Below are 16,473 nucleotides of genomic sequence, written 5' to 3' on the forward strand. Positions count from 1 at the left end.
AAACTCATGTTGGCACTTTGCATGCGCGTGGATTCACTTCCACCATCGTTTTTGAACCTGATTTTACAATGCGTATTTGATTGTGCTCCACTAATAATTCAACCGCTTGGTCGCGTTTTATTTTATCTCGCAATGGACTTAATTGTTGAATAGTTCGTAAGGTTGTTGAACTAATATTTTTTTCAATAAACCAGTCCATAAGTTTTAGGGCATCGGAAAACTGCAAAGAAACGGTTTCAGTAGGCATAATTCGTCGTGCTTCTTGCAAATGCCAACTAATTATTTCAATGGCATTTTCGGTATGCTCTACACCAATATCCCCATGGCGTCCTTCAAAAAGATGAAAGAGTGCTGCAAGTCGCGCTGTATTTTCAGCGGCCTTTGACGCGAAATCAACGACATCGACCCACTGGCCTTGAGGTTTTAACCCAGCTTCCACTGCATTAAAAAATAAAATCCATTGTTGTTTTGCGGCCATACTCATTTTCAACAATGGAAGTTGAATACAACCTTGATGGCTTAATTGTTCTGACTGGTTTAAGCAGGCAGTGACGCGTTGCTCATAATGGGTTAGAGAATGTAAAGAGGCAGGCGGCTCTTGGTAAAATCGATTTCCCATACTATTGGCAGGATAAGCCATAAGGCAACGAGCTAAAAAACCGCTTTGTCGGCTAATACCGGATGCTTGCTTGGTAAGTTGTTGTAAGATAAGCGGTTGCATCATCAAGTTAAGTGTTAAACGCCGATTTTCAATGGTAAATCCTTGCGTTGTCTTACGATGTGCTGTGAACGTCTTACCGTCCCACAAACGATTAAGCAATGCTACAAAACGAGTTGGATTGCCTTGCATGCTATGGCTACCCAAGATGATGCCTGCCTCATCAGACCATAAGGATGCAGAAGGCCAACCTTGGGCTAAATGAATAGCCAGTGCTTCTTGGGTAGCATCTTCAAAATAAAGAGTGGGTTGCAAAGGAATTTCCGGTTCTTGATGAATTAACTCATCAAGCATTTCTTTGGCATAATCCGAGTCTTCTCCCGTATAGGTTGCACGTTTGATTTGGGAGAATAAACTGTCTTTTTCCATTTGCCATACTTGGTGTTGCGTTAGCGCTGACAACACTTCAGGTTCGCGCCTTTTACGAATAAGTGTTTCCCAGTGACGCGCTGCCCTCGAAAAAACATTATCTGCAGCAGTTTTTCGGGTGCCAGAGCCGCTGGCAATTAAAAAATAAAGCGATACAGGACTAATTAAATAGTTGTCTCGCGCTACATTGGCAAGTGATTGACATGATAAAGACATGTTAGCCAAGGCGCTGCATGCAATCAAAGGCAGAGGTTGCTGTCCATATTGTTGATAGTCTACTACGGCTTTTTTAACAATTGAGGGAAGTGCCTCAACTGGGTAAGGACAGTCAGGGGCTAAGATTGGGGAAAGTGGAATAGGTTGTCCCCATGTAATGCTTTGATGTAGATTATTTTTAATCTCTAATTCATTCTGTTCAATAGTCATTGTTTTAGAGGATAAAGTTTTGGTTTTCGATTTTACCAGTAGCCTCAGTATGATGTAAAATTAGTGGCTGAAATATACTGATGATGCTAAATACTGGCTCTATGGCGATTCGGATATAGCGCTTCTATTAAAAATTGTTAGGGTCTAGATGATTGTAAAATGTGTACGAGCTGGTGTCCATGAATTAAAACAGATCAATGAGTTAATGTATCGCTCAAAATCTTATTGGGGATATGATAAAGCATTTATGGATAAATTCATGCAGCTTTTTCAAATGACCACAGACTATCTTGAAAAAAATACAGTGCAACTTTTTTGTGAAAGAAATACTGAAAAACCCGAAAAGGTGATGGGTTTTTATAGTTTTAGCATCAGAAATAAAGAGTCTGAACTGGATAATTTTTTTATTGATCTAGATTATATTGGTAAAGGCTTCGGTAAAAAAATGTGGTCTATGATGGTAGAAGATTTTAAATCAAATGGTGTTAGTAGATTCAAATTATGGAGCGATCCTGGTGCTGAACCATTTTACAAGAAAATGGGATGCATCAAAATTGGTGTTAAAAAATCTCCTATGATGCCAAATAGATATCCCATTATTTTTGAGTATAAGATTTGAAGAAGTTTTTTTCATTTTACTCTGGAGTAATGTGGTTTTTTTGAGCAACCCAAACAGTTGCTTCCCCACAATCAGGATCCCTAATGTTATGTACAAGGACTTTAAAATGGCACTTTAGAAGAATTTGAGTATATTCTTCAGACGAAAGGGATGCATGATATAAATCATATCCCCCATTATCACCCCAGACTTCCCCGTACTCGGGTCCGGAAGTAAATATTAATAAACCATTTTGCTCTACCAAAGAAGCAAGAGATTTTAATGTTTTTCGTTGATCATCATGAGGTAAATGAAAGAAACTATGCCAGGCAATGACCGCATCGAATTTCTCTTGTAAATCTAAAGTTCTCATATCAGCAAGTAGCCATTTTGCATCTGGGAATCTTATCTTGTATTGCTCAATCATTTTTTGACTTGCATCAATGCCCGTTACTTTATATCCTTGTTTAATTAAAAATTGTGCTATGGGTTCGCCTGTACCGCAGCCATCCGATATTTCAACTGAACAAAACCACCGCCAATACATTTGGTTTCAAGATGCTCCAGTTCAATGTCTTGTGTCAAATGTACAAATAATGAACGACCAGAACCTAGCAAGACTGGTGCGATGGTTATTGTTATTCATGGATTAAATTCGCGGCTATAAAATTTTGGACAGTTATTCCTCCATCAATATAAAGATGCTTAAATCCTTCATCAGTTAACCGCTTAACGAGCTCGATGGGTGTTTCGGAAGATGCTGAAACATATTTTAAATGAGCAGGAATTTCTATAGGTTTGCTACTCATCACTATGACAGGAAGCTCACCATAAGGCCAAGGGTCGAATGATAAGACTTTCTCAAAAGAATGCCTCCCCATAATGAGTCCATCGACCGTAGATATGAACTCTTTATAACCACCATCCTCACCTGGGGGCACAAGCTCATTTGCTTTCATTAGCCAATCAATAGAACCATTATCTCTTGCAATAAAGCCATCAAGACTTGTAGCAATAAATACAGAACATTTAGCAAACATCATCATTTATCCTTTGTATACAGACTTATTGATTGAGCTCATGCAGTGTAATAGCATTTCCTTCAGAATCGATGATAATTGCCATTCTACATACGGGTGATGAAAAAGTATCCAATTTGAATGTTACCCCATTCTTTTTTAATTGTTGCGTTAAGGAATCCAAACCTTCCACTTCAAAAGCAATACTACCCCCGGACACAGCACTTGGTTTAACACCTTCCGCAAGGGTTGTGATTGCAAAGCATCCGCCTTGGGGTAAGTCGTACTCTATCCAATGACCATTCGCAGATATTTTGCTAGGTATTAAACCAAGATTTTTTTTATAAAAATCCATCGCTCGATCTAAATTTTCGACAGGATACATGGTAAACGCTACTTTTTTAACATGGTTTCTCCTTTAAATAATTTTTCCCATTATTATAAGCTCACATGCGCCCAAATGTCGTCATGGTGAAAATGATCGATTATTTATCGAAGCGGTTTGCTGGATTATCAGGACTGGCGCGCCTTGGAGAGATTTGCCACCTGATTATGGAAAATGGCAAAGTGTTTATGGTCGCTATAATCGATGGGTTAAAAATGGACATTTCAATGGAATACTTGAAATTTTAAAAAAAAGATGGCGATCACGAATGGCACATGATGGATGGTAGCGTTATTCGAGCACATCAACATGCGGCTGGAGCTCAAGGCGGCCAAGAGAAACAAGCACTAGGCCGAAGCAAAGGTGGTTTTAGCTCAAAAATCCATGTAAAGGTTGATTCTTTTGGATTGCCTTTGAGTTTTATTTTAACACCTGGACAAGACAGTGAGATAAAAACAGCAAAGGAATTGCTCGGTGATGAACTATCCGAGTATTTATTAGCCGATAAGGCTTATGATAGCAATGAATTTCGCGGGGAGTTGAAAAATAGAGGAATCACGGCGGTCATCCCATCCAAAAAGAATCGCATCATACCTATAGAGCATGATACACATATATACAAAGAGCGTAATTACGTTGAGCGTTTTTTTAATCGAGTCAAAAGTTTTAGGAGAATTGCTACACATTATGATAAAACAGCTATCATGTTTCTAGGAGCACTAACTCTAGTAAGTATTATATTGTGGCTGAAACTTTAAAAACACGCCCTAGTATTAAAGTGCCATTGTTACCTAAAAATAAATTTTTTTAAAGAATTCACTCTAGACATTGAATAGAACTATTTGTTTTTCTAGCAGTATTTGGAAAATTAATTACTAATAAAGAAAGACTTTGGTTATCTATCTGTATGAAAATACTATAACAACTTTATGTCACATGAACATCATGTATTTATTCAAGCATTTTTGGGACCCTTTTATTAAAAGTTCACGAGAAGTTTTCAAAGAAATTTTTGGCTGGGTATTTATTGTGTGGGATATTTTGCGATTATCTGCCTTTATTAGCCTCTATTTTACAGAAAGGAGGTTCTAGTTCACATTTGCTCCGTTTCTGTAACTTAAGCATTCAAATTCTTAATGCTAACTATATGAAAACAAATTATTTTGTTAAAATAAGCGCTAACTTTTGATGGTAAGTGGCCTAGCGCTCCGGAACTTGCGCCCTGATGCAAAAATCTAAAATATTAGATTGGAAAATCTCTTATGACGTCATTATATTTATCTTGTGCATGCTAAGCCTTCCTTGGATTTAAAAAACAGGCAGCATTGCAGGCATCAGCTGATTCGTGATGGCTCTTGGGATAAGGATAGAGGATGTCAAGTCTTAAATTTCTTTAAGCTTAACTTAAATAGGTTGGCTGTTTTATTTATTGAAAAATTTTAAATGTTGCAGAATTAATAACTCTAGTTCTCTTATTCAAGGATATATATTTTGCCAGAATTAGCATCGATGCGTAATTTAATTTTTTTATCCTCTGTACCAAGGGCCTTTGCCTCATACTGACTGCCGTGCGCTTCAATTTTGAAAATAGTATGATAGCCAGCGCCCTCAATTCTCTGCGCCGCTTCAAGCATTGAGATGGGGTATTTCTTGGTTTTTAAATTGGTGTTGATAAAGTCCCCTGTATTTGGGTTCATTCGAATAATAAGCTGAATCCCTTTTTCATCAAAGGCTTCCACCTCATATAAACCATCATCAAATTCAACTTCTCTTATTACGCTATAACCGCGAGTCTGTAGAATTTTCAAGATTTCAGACATAGGTAAGGTGCGACTGGGAATTTCATCGGCCAGGATTGTTTGTGTGGATAACGAAAAAATAAGGCCGCCACAGATTGAAATAAAAACCTCTTTTTTCATATTCGCCTCCTGTGCGGTGTTGACGGGAATAAAATTTCATCAATTTAACTCCGTTTTTTTTATATTGAATGAATATAAAACCAAAGGAGTACAATTTACTTTTATTTCATCCATAATAATGATATTAAAAAATAACAGCAAGTGAGTTATTCCAAGGATGCGAATGATGAAAAAATCTAGTTTGGTAACCCCATATGTATTAGTGCTCATTTCTTTAATGTTTTTGTTGGCTTCCTGCGCTTCTTCTATTAATAAGGAAGATTCAAAAAACAATAAACAGCCTAAACGTGTATTTGGTGGGTATCACCCGCGTGGTCATGGTCACGGACACCACTAAACCGAATTAAATTAAAAAATTGACATTAAGATAACCGTTAGTGATTCATATTTTAATGCATGGGTATGGTGTGAAAATATTTTTGATATAAAGATAAATAAAATCCATTTTTTTCGATATGTTTTAAGGCTTGATTGATTTGGTTCATTAGCATCTTAGAATCCATTTTGGCCATGATTCCATAACCGATGCCGACGGGGAAGGGTTTACCTAATCCTTTAAACAAGGTGTTATTATTGGCTATCCAATAATCAGCCGAAAAGTCATCCATAAGCAAGGCATCCACTTCCTGTTGATTTAAGGCAGTGATGAGTTGATTAGTTGAAGGATATTCTCTAACCCTATTGGTTTTAAATTTCTGAGTAATGAGTTGTTTGAAGAGAGAGCCTCTGATAATGCCTATTGATCTATTGTTGAGTTTTTTAAGAGATGTAATTGAGTCGTTTTTTGTGGTCATAAAACGTGCTGCACTTGCCAGATAGGGAAGACTAAAGAGAAAGGTTTTCTGTCGTTCGTCGGTGATGATAATTGCCGCTATCCCCAAGTCAATTTTACTCGCTTTTAATTCTGTAAACAGCTCGTCAAACAGCATGGGTTTCAATTGACACTGAGCTTTAATTTGCTTGCAAAGCTCTGTTATGAGCTCAACATCAAATCCAAAGAAATGATTTTTGTCGGCATTCATTGAAAACGGCGGGTCATACGCTACTATTCCAATAGTTAATGACTGAGCCTTAAGTTCGGCAGTCAAGATTATTAAAAAAACAAATAATAATCGTAGGTGCATAGGATAAACAAGTTAATGGATTATAAAGATCAGTGTATACCAGTTTGGTAATCATTTCAGTGACTTAATGCTATGATTTTCTGGTTTTTTTAGCAATAAGGTGTATCAAGGCCCAAAATCAAGGTACACTGGAACGAAAGGTTTGACAAGGATTTGATAGGGTAGGGAATGCGTTATTTATTTTATTATGTTGTGTGGAGTGCAATGAGCCTTGTAGCGAGTGAGGCACTCGCGGCCACCCCTTTGACATTCAAACAAGCCCTGGGCATTGCTTATCGCAATAATCCCGAATTACAGGCCGAAATAGATAAAGCACAAGCCATGCGCGGTTTTTTTATCCAAAGTGGGCTTTATCCCAATCCTCAAGTGACTTTAACCGCAGAAAACTTTGGCGGCTCGGGGAGTTATTCAAGTTATGAGGCGGCAGAAACTACGGCATCAGTGACCCAGCCCATCCCTTTGGGTAATCGGTTGCAGTATCTGAAAAAAGCAACCTATTCAGATTACTTAGCCTCTCTTGCCCAAATTCAAGTACAAAAAGCGATACTTTATGTGGCAGTTGGTGTGGCCTATGTGGATGCACTTTATGCGGGTCAATGGCATCAAGTCACCCAAAAACTTATTCGCCTCAATCAAGACATCGTAAGCGCAATCGAGCGTCGAGTTAAGGCAGGCGCTGGAGCGGAATTAGACTTACGTTTGGCCCAGGTGCGCTTAGGCGAAGCGCGTATTCAAGAAAATAAAGCTGCAAGGGATGCATTATTTCAGCGTGCGAAATTGGCGCGTCTATTAGGTGATGGATTACGAGTTGATGGACAATTAGTGGATAAAGGTCTTCCTGGAGTGACATTGAACTGGGCTGTGTTACTTAGAAAATTACCGCAAAGCCCTCAGTTAGTACAGCTTCAACAGCAATTACACGCCAAGCGTGCGACTATTACTGCAGTTAAAAAATCTGTGTGGCCGGATTTAAACATTCAATTAGGCGGTCGTCATTTCTCTGATGATGGCAGTAATGCCGCAGTGGCTTCAGCCTTTGCAGAAGTCCCTGTTTACAATAGAAATCAAGGAAAAATCATAACCGCTGAGGCACAATACACCCAAACGGCTCATGAGCTTCAAGGTACACGCCTTGATGTGCGTCAAAATGTCTATGGGGCTTTTCTACAAGCCGAACAAAGTCATTATGAGGCGAGCTTGGTGACGAATTCGTTATTACCTTTGGCGCGTAAATCAATCAAATTGGCACAGGATGGCTACCAAATGGGACGTTATACGTATATTGAATTATCCACAGCCCTTAATTCGTTGTATGAAGAAGAGCGTCATTACCAACAAGCTCATGCTGATTATCATAAAGCCTTAATTCAACTGACCGGGCTTTTAGGATTAGCGCCTTCTAAGGAGAGTAAATGAGAGTTTTAAAGCCATTCCTATCCTGCATGCCCTTTATAATTCTGTTATTGGGGTTGAGTTCCTTTTCGTTATGGGCAACAAATGAAGAATCCCATGGCGATGAAGAAAAAAATCATCAAGAAACCATGGAAAAGGGTCCGCAAGGTGGGCGTTTGTTTAAGGATGAAGATATAGCCCTTGAGTTTTTAATTTTTGAACGGGGCATGCCACCGCATTTTCGCGCTTATTTGTATAAGAATGGTGAGCCTATCGCGCCTGGGAAAGCGCAATTGACCGTTCAGTTAAAGCGATTTGGTGATAAAAAAGAAGCAATTGCGTTCACTCCTGTCGAGAATTTTTTACAAAGCGTTGAGGTGATTGAAGAGCCTCATTCTTTTGATGTGAGCATTCAATTAGAGCTTCAGGATAAACGCTATACCTGGCATTATGCGACTTATGAAGGCCGCATTAAAATGGTGCCAGCCATTCTAAAAGCGGCAGACATTCAAACGGCTAAGGCACAAAGCCAAACAATTAAAACTCAACTTAAAGTCGTAGGTAAAATTGCTCCCAATCGAGACACCTTAGCTCCCATCTATGCACGCTATTCAGGCATTATTAAATCAATGACTAAGAATTTAGGCGATGAAGTCACCAAAGGGGAGGTATTAGTTACGATTGAGAGTAACGAAAGTTTACAAAATTATACAATTAATGCACCCATGAGCGGAACCATCGTGCAAAAATACGCAACCAATGGGGAGCTTGCGCAAAGCACCAAACCTATTTATGAAGTGGCTAATTTGGCTACTGTGTGGGCTGATTTTACCTTATATCGTAAAGAGGTGCCTTTAGTAAAACAAGGAATGAGTGTGGTGGTAACTGGAGATGAAGGAACACCAAAATCCATCAGCACCATCTCCTACATTGCGCCCTTAGGCATTGAAGACAGTCAAACAACGCTCGCACGAGCAGTTCTTTCTAATGAGCCTCGTGTTTGGTTGCCTGGGATGTACATTAATGCCGCAATTACCATTAAAGAAAAAACGGTTCCAGTTGCCATACTTTTGTCGGCTATTCAGCGCATGGATGAGAAAGAAGTAATTTTTATCCAGCAAGGAGATTATTTTGAGGCAACGCCTGTTATTTTAGGCCAAAGGGATGATGAATGGGTCGAAGTGGTTTCGGGGCTTGATGCAGGCCAGCGCTATGTCAGCAATAATAGCTTTTTTATGAAAGCAGAGTTAGGAAAGGATGGCGCAAGCCACGAGCACTAAGGATTGGTAATGCTTGAAAAAATAATTCGTTTTTCCCTAAAACATCGATGGTTTGTCTTATTATTTACGACAATCATTGCTCTTTATGGTGTGTATAATTTTCAACGTTTGCCTATTGATGCGGTACCTGACATCACCAACGTGCAAGTGCAAATCAATACTCAAGCCTCAGGCTATTCACCCTTTGAGGTGGAGCAACGAATTACTTTCCCTATTGAACTGGCTATGAGCGGGTTGCCTAATCTGGATTACACTCGTTCTTTATCACGTTATGGACTATCGCAAGTCACGGTGGTCTTTAAAGATGGCACGAACATTTATTTTGCGCGTCAATTAATTAATGAGCGCTTGCAGGAGGTAAAAGACAAGCTCCCACCAGGAGTAGAAACCACTTTAGGCCCAATCTCTACAGGGCTTGGTGAGATTTTTATGTACACGGTAACCAATAAAGCCAATGTACCAGCAAGTCAACGTTACAATCCAACGGAACTGCGTACCATTCAAGATTGGATTATCAAGCCGCAACTGCGTAATGTAGAGGGAGTGGCTGAAGTAAACACCATTGGGGGTTATGAAAAACAATTTCACATCACTCCAGATCCCATGAAACTGGTTCGTTATGGGTTAAGCTTAAACAATGTGGTTGAGGCATTAGAACGCAATAATGCCAATGTGGGTGCAGGATATATTGAAACTAATGGCGAGCAGAACTTAATTCGCGTACCAGGGCAGGTGCAAAACATCACTGATATTGAGAACATTGTTATTGCAAGCTTTGAAGGAACACCTATTCGAATTCGTGATATTGCAGAAGTGGCTTTAGGCAAGGAGCTACGAACAGGAGCAGCAACAGAGAACAGTAAAGAAGTCGTTTTAGGCACAGTATTTATGCTTATGGGCGAGAACAGTCGCACAGTGTCTGAACGAGTTGCGGCCCAAATGAAAGTTATTAATAAATCATTGCCGGAAGGCATTGAAGCAGTCACGGTTTATAACCGAACCTTGCTTGTGAACGCTACCATTAATACGGTGAAGAAAAACTTGCTCGAAGGGGCATTGCTTGTTTGTGTTATTTTGTTTTTGTTTTTAGGTAACATTCGCGCAGCACTGATTACCGCGATGGTGATTCCTTTATCCATGCTCTTGACCATTACAGGGATGGTATCTAATAAAATCAGTGCCAATTTGATGAGCTTAGGCGCTCTTGATTTTGGTTTGATTGTCGATGGTGCGGTCATTATTGTTGAAAACTGCATTAAGCATTTGGGTGAACAACAGCATGCCTTGCATCGTGTTTTAAATTTAGAAGAGCGCTTGAAAGTCATAGCTTATGCCACAACAGAGGTGATTCGGCCCAGTATCTTTGGTGTCTTTATTATCACGGTGGTTTATTTACCGATTTTAACGTTAACAGGGGTTGAGGGGAAAATGTTTTTGCCGATGGCGCAAACGGTTATTACCGCGCTGCTCGCCTCCATGCTTTTTGCTCTGACTTTTGTTCCAGCAGCCGTTGCCATTTTTTTAGGTGGGCGTGTACAAGAAAAAGAAAATTGGTTGGTACACTACCTCTCACTTGTTTATGCAAAAGCCTTGCGCCGCTGTTTTCATGCCAGAAGGTTGGTGATAGGAGCTGCGGTTGCTTTGGTGGGGATAAGTCTTTTGCTTGCATTTCGGTTGGGTGGTGAATTTATTCCAAGTCTTGATGAAGGCGATATTGCCATGCACGCGATGCGAATTCCTGGCACTAGTTTAACACAAGCCATTACCATGCAGCATTTAGTAGAGGAGCGAGTAAGCCAGTTTCCAGAAGTCAAACGTGTTTTTGCAAAACTAGGGACTGCGGAAGTGGCTACTGATCCCATGCCGCCCAATGTCGCTGACACGTTTATTATGTTAAAGCCTCGGAAGGATTGGCCGAATCCTAAAAAAAGCAAACAGCAACTAGTACAAGAAATCGAGGCGGCAGTAAAGCAAATTCCGGGGAATAACTATGAATTTACTCAGCCCATTCAGATGCGCTTTAATGAATTAATTTCAGGGGTTCGTAGTGATGTTGCGGTGAAAGTATTTGGCGATGACATGAATACATTGCTGGAAGTAGCTGAAGCCATCAGTGCTCAATTAAAAAAAGTGCCCGGTGCTGCTGATGTAAAAGTAGAGCAAGTCAGTGGTTTACCGCTACTAACCGTTGAAATCAATCGCGATGCTTTGGCACGCTACGGCTTACAAATTGGCACGGTTCAAGATGCCATTGTCATTGCCACAGGCGGCAAAAAAGGTGGCGAGCTCTTTGAGGGAGATAAGCGTTTTGATTTAGTGGTGCGCTTGCCTGAAGAGTTACGTACAAACCCTAATGTACTACGCCAAGTATTTATTCCGTTGCCACAGGCTAAAGATGGCGAACGACATTTTATTCCGTTGAGTGAAGTAGCCAAAATGGTGCGTAGTGAAAGCCCCAATCAAATCAGTCGGGAAAGTGGTAAACGGCGTGTGGTGGTCAGTGCTAACGTTCGCAATCGGGATTTAAGCTCGTTTGTGAATGAAGCCAAGCAACGGATTGACCAGAGTGTCAAAATTCCCAGTGGCTACTGGGTAACCTGGGGTGGTCAGTTTGAGCAGTTGCAATCAGCCTCTCAACGGCTACAAATCGTTGTTCCTATCACACTATTGGGCATTTTCTTATTGTTGTTTATGAGTTTTGGTCGAGTACGAGATGCGCTCTTAGTGTTTAGTGGCATTCCTTTGGCGTTAACTGGTGGGGTATTTGCACTGTGGCTTCGAGGGATTCCCTTGTCCATTTCAGCCGGTGTTGGGTTTATTGCGTTGTCAGGGGTGGCAGTTCTTAATGGCCTGGTCATGATTACCTTTATTAATAAACTGCATGAACAGAAAAAAATGTACTTAAAAGATGCGGTATTACAAGGCTCTCTGGCGAGGCTTCGTCCGGTACTCATGACTGCTTTAGTGGCCTCTTTGGGGTTTGTGCCGATGGCTTTGGCTACGGGCACGGGCTCTGAAGTACAACGTCCCTTGGCAACGGTGGTTATAGGTGGCATTATCTCATCCACTTTCCTAACACTCTTAGTCTTACCCGGTTTGTATTACCTGTTTCATGAGCGGCACAAGAAATCAGTAATTAAAAAATCAGGCGAGGATGAGTGATTCCTTTGATGGAATTGTAACATATTGGTGATTGTCATTTTAAAATAAGTGGAAAGACATCTATAAAAAGCACTATAGCAAAGATAAGTGCGGCAGCAAGAGAAAGATAAAATCCCAAGTGAGTTATAAATTTCATTTTATGGCCGGAACTCCCTTTTGCCAGAATAATTAAAATTATTCCCATAAAAAAAGCAAATCCTAAGATGATCAGAAGACTGTGATTTGAAAGAAGGGTCGTCATTCTTCTTCCTTATACAAAAATAGATTCATTTAATTATAGCTCTTTTGAGCAAAGGACAACGGATAGTGTTTTTGACAACCGCTGTGAATGAGCTACACTTAAAGTTAAATACTTATTTAACTGTTTAATAAACTATGCTAACTCAAGACCAAATCATCACTTTAAGCGATATCTTGCATTTGATGGGTGAGCCTAATCGTTTAAAGCTTCTTATCGAGTGTTTGCATGGTCCAAAATCAGTTTCAGAGCTGGCGGAACAACTGCAACTTTCGGTGCCATTGGCGAGCCATCATTTAAGTCTGTTACGTTCTGCACGCCTTCTTCTAGCAAATAGAGAGGGAAAGCATATTTATTACACTATTTATGATGCGCATGTGCGTTGTATTTTAGAGGACATGCTCAAACACTTTACTGAAGAGACGGAGAATTAACATGAGTTTTCTAAAACGAATGCTTGGAAGTCTTGGCGGCCATCATGGCGGATACCGACGCTCTCATCATGGCCAAATAAGCCAACAGAATAATTACTCAACCAATCCTGAGCCAAGAGGATTGAGTTGCCCGCGCTGTAAGAGCTCTCTAGCTCCTGGATCACGATTTTGTAGTCAATGTGGCAGTGGTCTTGAGAATACTCAATGCAGTTGTGGCGCCACTATTGCTGCAGGGGCAAATTTTTGCGGCCAATGTGGGGGCTCATTATGACAAAGCCTCTAACCTTAACCACTTTTTTTGTTGCAGGCCTTGATTGCCCGGCTGAAGAGCAATTAATCAGGCGGCAATTAAAAGTGATTCCTGAAGTGGCGCAGATGGATTTTAATTTCATTGCTGAGGAAGTGACCGTGCACCATCGTCTTCCAGCTATTGATGTGTTGCAAAAACAAATTGAAGCGTTAGGCATGAGTGTTCGGGTTCAAGGCAGTACCTCCTCTGCAAAAGAAGAGAAGAAGCAAGTTGATTCGTCATGGCCATTGCTTGCTTTGGCAGGTCTTTTAGCGCTTTGCTCTGAGTTAACTGCTTATTTCATTGCCAAAGAGCAATCAATCTGGGTCATTTTGCCTGCGGTGCTTGCCATTATCTTAAGTGGCCCTTCTACTTTTAAGAAGGGTTTAATCGCGCTTCGTACTAAGGCCATGAATATTAATAGCCTGATGTTAATTGCAATCACCGGGGCTATGATTATAGGTGCCTGGCCGGAAGCTGCGATGGTCACCGTTTTATTTGCTCTTGCTGAGCGAATCGAACGTTATTCATTAGATAAAGCCCGCCTTGCCATTCGCAGTCTCATGCAAATTGCACCAGAGGTGGCTCGGATTAAAATGGATAATGGTCAATGGCAGACTTTGCCTGTAGAAGATGTAGCGGTCGGTGCGGTATTTAAAGTAAAACCCGGTGAGCGCATCCCACTGGATGGGGTGTTGATATCGGGACAAAGTACGGTCAATCAAGCCCCGATTACAGGGGAATCCATGCCGGTGAGCAAGCAAGTAGGTGATGACGTGTTTGCCGGAACCTTAAATGAGCACGGTGCCTTTGAAGTTAAAGTCACTAAGGCTTCGGGTGATACGTTGCTTGCTAAAATTGGTAAAGCCATTGAGCAGGCACAAAGTGAGCGGGCACCAACGCAACGCTTTGTCGATGAGTTTGCCAAATACTACACCCCAATTATGGTCTTGATTGCACTGGTTATTGCACTTATTCCCCCGTTGGTGTTTGGTTATCCTTTTTATGATTGGATTTATAAGGCCTTAACGTTATTGGTTATTGCTTGCCCTTGTGCTTTGGTCATCTCTACACCGGTAACGGTAGTCAGCGGATTGGCTTCAGCAGCACAACATGGTCTTCTTATCAAAGGCGGCAGCTATTTAGAACTGGGGCACCAGCTCAAATTAATTGCCCTGGATAAAACAGGCACCTTAACTGAGGGGAAGCCTGTGGTGACTGATTTTATCGTTTACGATAAAATCCAACCAAAAGAATACTTGTTAGTGCTGGCTGCAAGCCTTGATAGTCATTCGGAACATCCAGTGGCTCATGCTTTGGTTGAGTATTGGAAGCAAAGCCAACCTAATGGGTCTTTATTTGAGGTAGAGCAATTTTCAGCACTTCCTGGCCGCGGGGTGCAAGGCATTATTAGTCAAGAACTGTATTACGTTGGAAATCATCAACTGGCAGAAGATAATAAGGTGTGCTCTCTTGCTGTAGAGCAGGAACTTAAGCGTTTGGAAGAGGAAGGAAAAACAACAGTCATTTTGAGTAATTCAGCGGTAGTTTTGGCGGTTTTTGCGGTGGCTGATACTTTGCGCTCTACAAGCAAATGGGCAATTGACACCTTGCATCAACAAGGACTTAAAACAGCGATGTTAACGGGTGATAATGCCTTAACAGCTAAAGCCATTGCCAAAGTGGTGGGGATTGATGAAGTGCAGGCGAATGTCTTGCCTACTGAAAAATTACAAGCAATTAATCACCTTTTGGAACAGTATAAAACGGTAGGAATGGTGGGGGATGGAATCAATGACGCTCCAGCCTTGGCTAAGGCTACGATTAGTTTTGCAATGGGGAAAGGTACTGATACCGCTTTAGAAACGGCAGATGTTGCATTAATGAATGATAATTTAGCCATGCTGCCTTTATACATTGATTTAAGCCGAAAAACGGCGCGTATTCTTCGCCAAAATATTACTTTGTCCCTTGCCATCAAAGGGGTGTTTTTTATTCTGGCCTTGGGAGGATTCGCAACGCTATGGATGGCGGTATTTGCTGATATGGGTGCGAGTCTAATTGTTGTTGCGAATGGTCTGCGCTTACTTAATTCCCATAAAGGGCATTCTGAATATCAGGAAATGAATGGATAATGAGAGTCTTTGCGGGTTTGTCACGAAAGAGGTTGCATGATGAATGATTGGGTTGAAAATGAACAATGCAGCGCTCATCCATTGCGTTTTTTAGTGGTGGAATCCTCATTAGGAATTCGTATTCTCATTCGTATGCATTTATTAGAGTTGAAGCATTTGGTGGATATGGCAGGAGATGATGACTCGGCAAGAGAGTTGGCTTTCATGAGAGTTTATGATTTTATTTTAGTGGATAAAAATTTAAATTGCCATGAGCTGATTGACCAGATACAAAAAAATTCAGTATTAAACAACCATACGCCTATGATCATTTTAACTTCCAACCCTAATCAGGAAAACCTGCACGATAGCGCTACTTATTTTAAAAAACCTATATCCAAGAAGGATGCAGTACAGTTGCTTGATTTTGTAAAGAATATTAAAAAATGAATTTTTTTAAAGGTGGCGTGTAAACGTAAAATTGGAGAAGATAAGATGCATTTATCTTATGTTATTGAGTATATTACGATGTAAGTAGTTTCATGTTATTTTGATTGGCTGTTAAGGAGAAATAATGAATATTAATGGATTTAAAATAATTGTATTGATCGGTTTATTGGGTCTGGGCTTAACTGCCTGCACTCCTAAAACAACACCTGCTCCAGCTCATCCTGAGGTTGGCTATGAGGGAGGATTTGGTGGTGATGGAGGTCATAACCACCAACCTAAGAACGACTAAATAGGAAAACATAATGTTTACTAATGGATGGTTTTTAGGTTCTTTAGGTATTGCAATTATTGTATTGATTGGTCTTATCTTCTGGTTCAGAAAAACTAAGAAAACCATTCATTTTTACACCGCTTTAATTACTTTTCTTATTCTTGCCGCAATTTTCTTACATGGTGTTTCATTTAAATTAAATTAGCTGGTGGTGATGAGGAGCAATAATGAGTAAGGATGTACCTCATGATTAAAAAAATACTCAAAAGAGCAGTTACTTTGGTT

The 16,473-nt window shown here is 40.4% G+C and carries 19 protein-coding genes and 1 pseudogene; 13 read left to right on the forward strand and 7 right to left on the reverse strand.

The window, feature by feature from the left end; all coding sequences use genetic code 11:
- Nucleotides 1-4 precede the first annotated feature (4 nt).
- Nucleotides 5-1,513 (reverse strand): YfjI family protein, encoded by a 1,509-nt coding sequence (locus ACN4Z1_RS04325; RefSeq protein WP_021460635.1) that lies wholly within the window; start codon nt 1,511-1,513, stop codon nt 5-7.
- Nucleotides 1,514-1,661: 148 nt separating this feature from the next.
- On the opposite strand from ACN4Z1_RS04325, the gene ACN4Z1_RS04330 reads away from it, so the two are divergent.
- Complete coding sequence (locus tag ACN4Z1_RS04330) at nt 1,662-2,132, forward strand: GNAT family N-acetyltransferase (protein ID WP_021582682.1); 471 nt, start codon at nt 1,662-1,664, stop codon at nt 2,130-2,132.
- A gap of 16 nt (nt 2,133-2,148) precedes the next feature.
- Here ACN4Z1_RS04330 and ACN4Z1_RS04335 read toward each other — a convergent pair whose 3' ends face one another.
- The 3 genes from ACN4Z1_RS04335 to ACN4Z1_RS04345 all read right to left on the reverse strand — a co-directional run bounded on the left by ACN4Z1_RS04335 (nt 2,149) and on the right by ACN4Z1_RS04345 (nt 3,515).
- On the reverse strand, nt 2,149-2,658 hold the full coding sequence (locus ACN4Z1_RS04335; protein WP_021460632.1) for a class I SAM-dependent methyltransferase: 510 nt from the start codon (nt 2,656-2,658) through the stop codon (nt 2,149-2,151).
- Nucleotides 2,659-2,749: 91 nt separating this feature from the next.
- Nucleotides 2,750-3,154 carry a dihydrofolate reductase family protein gene (locus tag ACN4Z1_RS04340; RefSeq protein WP_230305094.1) on the reverse strand — a complete coding sequence of 135 codons (405 nt, stop codon included), beginning with the start codon at nt 3,152-3,154 and terminating at the stop codon, nt 2,750-2,752.
- A 22-nt stretch (nt 3,155-3,176) separates the two neighbouring features.
- Nucleotides 3,177-3,515, reverse strand: coding sequence for a VOC family protein (locus ACN4Z1_RS04345; RefSeq protein ID WP_021460631.1), 339 nt, complete (start codon nt 3,513-3,515; stop codon nt 3,177-3,179).
- A gap of 55 nt (nt 3,516-3,570) precedes the next feature.
- On the opposite strand from ACN4Z1_RS04345, the gene ACN4Z1_RS04350 reads away from it, so the two are divergent.
- Together ACN4Z1_RS04350 and ACN4Z1_RS04355 are read left to right on the forward strand one after the other, a co-directional pair.
- Nucleotides 3,571-3,804, forward strand: a complete 234-nt coding sequence (locus ACN4Z1_RS04350; protein WP_369410940.1) for a transposase — start codon at nt 3,571-3,573, stop codon at nt 3,802-3,804.
- Nucleotides 3,785-4,273: pseudogene (locus ACN4Z1_RS04355) on the forward strand (IS5 family transposase); the annotation flags it as partial. The gene ACN4Z1_RS04350 and the pseudogene ACN4Z1_RS04355, both read left to right, overlap by 20 nt.
- 714 nt (nt 4,274-4,987) lie before the next feature.
- On the opposite strand, the gene ACN4Z1_RS04360 reads toward ACN4Z1_RS04355, so the two are convergent.
- Nucleotides 4,988-5,434, reverse strand: coding sequence for a PepSY domain-containing protein (locus ACN4Z1_RS04360; protein ID WP_021460627.1), 447 nt, complete (start codon nt 5,432-5,434; stop codon nt 4,988-4,990).
- Between the two features lie 163 nt (nt 5,435-5,597).
- On the opposite strand from ACN4Z1_RS04360, the gene ACN4Z1_RS04365 reads away from it, so the two are divergent.
- Entirely contained in the window at nt 5,598-5,771 is a 174-nt protein-coding gene (locus ACN4Z1_RS04365; protein WP_154694749.1) for a hypothetical protein, read from the forward strand.
- 52 nt (nt 5,772-5,823) lie between these two features.
- Here ACN4Z1_RS04365 and ACN4Z1_RS04370 read toward each other — a convergent pair whose 3' ends face one another.
- Nucleotides 5,824-6,558, reverse strand: coding sequence for a transporter substrate-binding domain-containing protein (locus tag ACN4Z1_RS04370; protein ID WP_032831349.1), 735 nt, complete (start codon nt 6,556-6,558; stop codon nt 5,824-5,826).
- A 168-nt stretch (nt 6,559-6,726) separates the two neighbouring features.
- Between ACN4Z1_RS04370 and ACN4Z1_RS04375 the strand changes: the two genes are divergently transcribed.
- From ACN4Z1_RS04375 to ACN4Z1_RS04385, 3 genes are read left to right on the forward strand one after another with little or no spacing between them, the layout of a single operon-like run.
- Nucleotides 6,727-7,974: a TolC family protein gene (locus ACN4Z1_RS04375; protein WP_021582686.1), complete on the forward strand. Its 1,248-nt coding sequence runs from the start codon at nt 6,727-6,729 to the stop codon at nt 7,972-7,974.
- Nucleotides 7,971-9,230, forward strand: coding sequence for an efflux RND transporter periplasmic adaptor subunit (locus ACN4Z1_RS04380; protein ID WP_021460624.1), 1,260 nt, complete (start codon nt 7,971-7,973; stop codon nt 9,228-9,230). Before ACN4Z1_RS04375 ends, ACN4Z1_RS04380 begins: the two co-directional genes overlap by 4 nt.
- Before the next feature lie 9 nt (nt 9,231-9,239).
- Complete coding sequence (locus tag ACN4Z1_RS04385) at nt 9,240-12,392, forward strand: efflux RND transporter permease subunit (protein WP_021582687.1); 3,153 nt, start codon at nt 9,240-9,242, stop codon at nt 12,390-12,392.
- Nucleotides 12,393-12,426: 34 nt separating this feature from the next.
- Here ACN4Z1_RS04385 and ACN4Z1_RS04390 read toward each other — a convergent pair whose 3' ends face one another.
- Nucleotides 12,427-12,633, reverse strand: a complete 207-nt coding sequence (locus tag ACN4Z1_RS04390; RefSeq protein WP_021460623.1) for a hypothetical protein — start codon at nt 12,631-12,633, stop codon at nt 12,427-12,429.
- Nucleotides 12,634-12,767: 134 nt separating this feature from the next.
- Here ACN4Z1_RS04390 and ACN4Z1_RS04395 point away from each other — a divergent pair, with 134 nt between their 5' ends.
- The 6 genes from ACN4Z1_RS04395 to ACN4Z1_RS04420 all read left to right on the forward strand — a co-directional run bounded on the left by ACN4Z1_RS04395 (nt 12,768) and on the right by ACN4Z1_RS04420 (nt 16,393).
- Complete coding sequence (locus tag ACN4Z1_RS04395) at nt 12,768-13,064, forward strand: ArsR/SmtB family transcription factor (RefSeq protein ID WP_021460622.1); 297 nt, start codon at nt 12,768-12,770, stop codon at nt 13,062-13,064.
- Between the two features lies 1 nt (nt 13,065).
- Nucleotides 13,066-13,335: a zinc ribbon domain-containing protein gene (locus ACN4Z1_RS04400; protein ID WP_021460621.1), complete on the forward strand. Its 270-nt coding sequence runs from the start codon at nt 13,066-13,068 to the stop codon at nt 13,333-13,335.
- Nucleotides 13,332-15,488: a heavy metal translocating P-type ATPase gene (locus ACN4Z1_RS04405; RefSeq protein WP_021460620.1), complete on the forward strand. Its 2,157-nt coding sequence runs from the start codon at nt 13,332-13,334 to the stop codon at nt 15,486-15,488. The genes ACN4Z1_RS04400 and ACN4Z1_RS04405 overlap by 4 nt, the downstream gene beginning before the upstream one ends.
- Before the next feature lie 36 nt (nt 15,489-15,524).
- Complete coding sequence (locus ACN4Z1_RS04410; RefSeq protein WP_021460619.1) at nt 15,525-15,917, forward strand: response regulator; 393 nt, start codon at nt 15,525-15,527, stop codon at nt 15,915-15,917.
- Between the two features lie 124 nt (nt 15,918-16,041).
- Nucleotides 16,042-16,206, forward strand: coding sequence for a hypothetical protein (locus tag ACN4Z1_RS04415; RefSeq protein ID WP_021460618.1), 165 nt, complete (start codon nt 16,042-16,044; stop codon nt 16,204-16,206).
- Between the two features lie 13 nt (nt 16,207-16,219).
- Nucleotides 16,220-16,393 carry a hypothetical protein gene (locus tag ACN4Z1_RS04420; RefSeq protein WP_021460617.1) on the forward strand — a complete coding sequence of 58 codons (174 nt, stop codon included), beginning with the start codon at nt 16,220-16,222 and terminating at the stop codon, nt 16,391-16,393.
- Nucleotides 16,394-16,473 lie beyond the last annotated feature (80 nt).

The sequence above is a fragment of the Legionella sp. ST3F1 genome (assembly GCF_048553315.1).
Taxonomy (GTDB): Bacteria; Pseudomonadota; Gammaproteobacteria; order Legionellales; family Legionellaceae; genus Tatlockia; species Tatlockia donaldsonii.

Bases quoted from the DNA above. Each gene is read 5' to 3' on its own strand.
- ACN4Z1_RS04325 (WP_021460635.1), bottom strand. From the start codon at position 1,513: ATGACTATTGAACAGAATGAATTAGAGATTAAAAATAATCTACATCAA.
- ACN4Z1_RS04330 (WP_021582682.1), top strand. From the start codon at position 1,662: ATGATTGTAAAATGTGTACGAGCTGGTGTCCATGAATTAAAACAGATC.
- ACN4Z1_RS04335 (WP_021460632.1), bottom strand. From the start codon at position 2,658: ATGTATTGGCGGTGGTTTTGTTCAGTTGAAATATCGGATGGCTGCGGT.
- ACN4Z1_RS04340 (WP_230305094.1), bottom strand. From the start codon at position 3,154: ATGATGTTTGCTAAATGTTCTGTATTTATTGCTACAAGTCTTGATGGC.
- ACN4Z1_RS04345 (WP_021460631.1), bottom strand. From the start codon at position 3,515: ATGTATCCTGTCGAAAATTTAGATCGAGCGATGGATTTTTATAAAAAA.
- ACN4Z1_RS04360 (WP_021460627.1), bottom strand. From the start codon at position 5,434: ATGAAAAAAGAGGTTTTTATTTCAATCTGTGGCGGCCTTATTTTTTCG.
- ACN4Z1_RS04365 (WP_154694749.1), top strand. From the start codon at position 5,598: ATGATGAAAAAATCTAGTTTGGTAACCCCATATGTATTAGTGCTCATT.
- ACN4Z1_RS04370 (WP_032831349.1), bottom strand. From the start codon at position 6,558: ATGCACCTACGATTATTATTTGTTTTTTTAATAATCTTGACTGCCGAA.
- ACN4Z1_RS04375 (WP_021582686.1), top strand. From the start codon at position 6,727: ATGCGTTATTTATTTTATTATGTTGTGTGGAGTGCAATGAGCCTTGTA.
- ACN4Z1_RS04380 (WP_021460624.1), top strand. From the start codon at position 7,971: ATGAGAGTTTTAAAGCCATTCCTATCCTGCATGCCCTTTATAATTCTG.
- ACN4Z1_RS04385 (WP_021582687.1), top strand. From the start codon at position 9,240: ATGCTTGAAAAAATAATTCGTTTTTCCCTAAAACATCGATGGTTTGTC.
- ACN4Z1_RS04390 (WP_021460623.1), bottom strand. From the start codon at position 12,633: ATGACGACCCTTCTTTCAAATCACAGTCTTCTGATCATCTTAGGATTT.
- ACN4Z1_RS04395 (WP_021460622.1), top strand. From the start codon at position 12,768: ATGCTAACTCAAGACCAAATCATCACTTTAAGCGATATCTTGCATTTG.
- ACN4Z1_RS04400 (WP_021460621.1), top strand. From the start codon at position 13,066: ATGAGTTTTCTAAAACGAATGCTTGGAAGTCTTGGCGGCCATCATGGC.
- ACN4Z1_RS04405 (WP_021460620.1), top strand. From the start codon at position 13,332: ATGACAAAGCCTCTAACCTTAACCACTTTTTTTGTTGCAGGCCTTGAT.
- ACN4Z1_RS04410 (WP_021460619.1), top strand. From the start codon at position 15,525: ATGATGAATGATTGGGTTGAAAATGAACAATGCAGCGCTCATCCATTG.
- ACN4Z1_RS04415 (WP_021460618.1), top strand. From the start codon at position 16,042: ATGAATATTAATGGATTTAAAATAATTGTATTGATCGGTTTATTGGGT.
- ACN4Z1_RS04420 (WP_021460617.1), top strand. From the start codon at position 16,220: ATGTTTACTAATGGATGGTTTTTAGGTTCTTTAGGTATTGCAATTATT.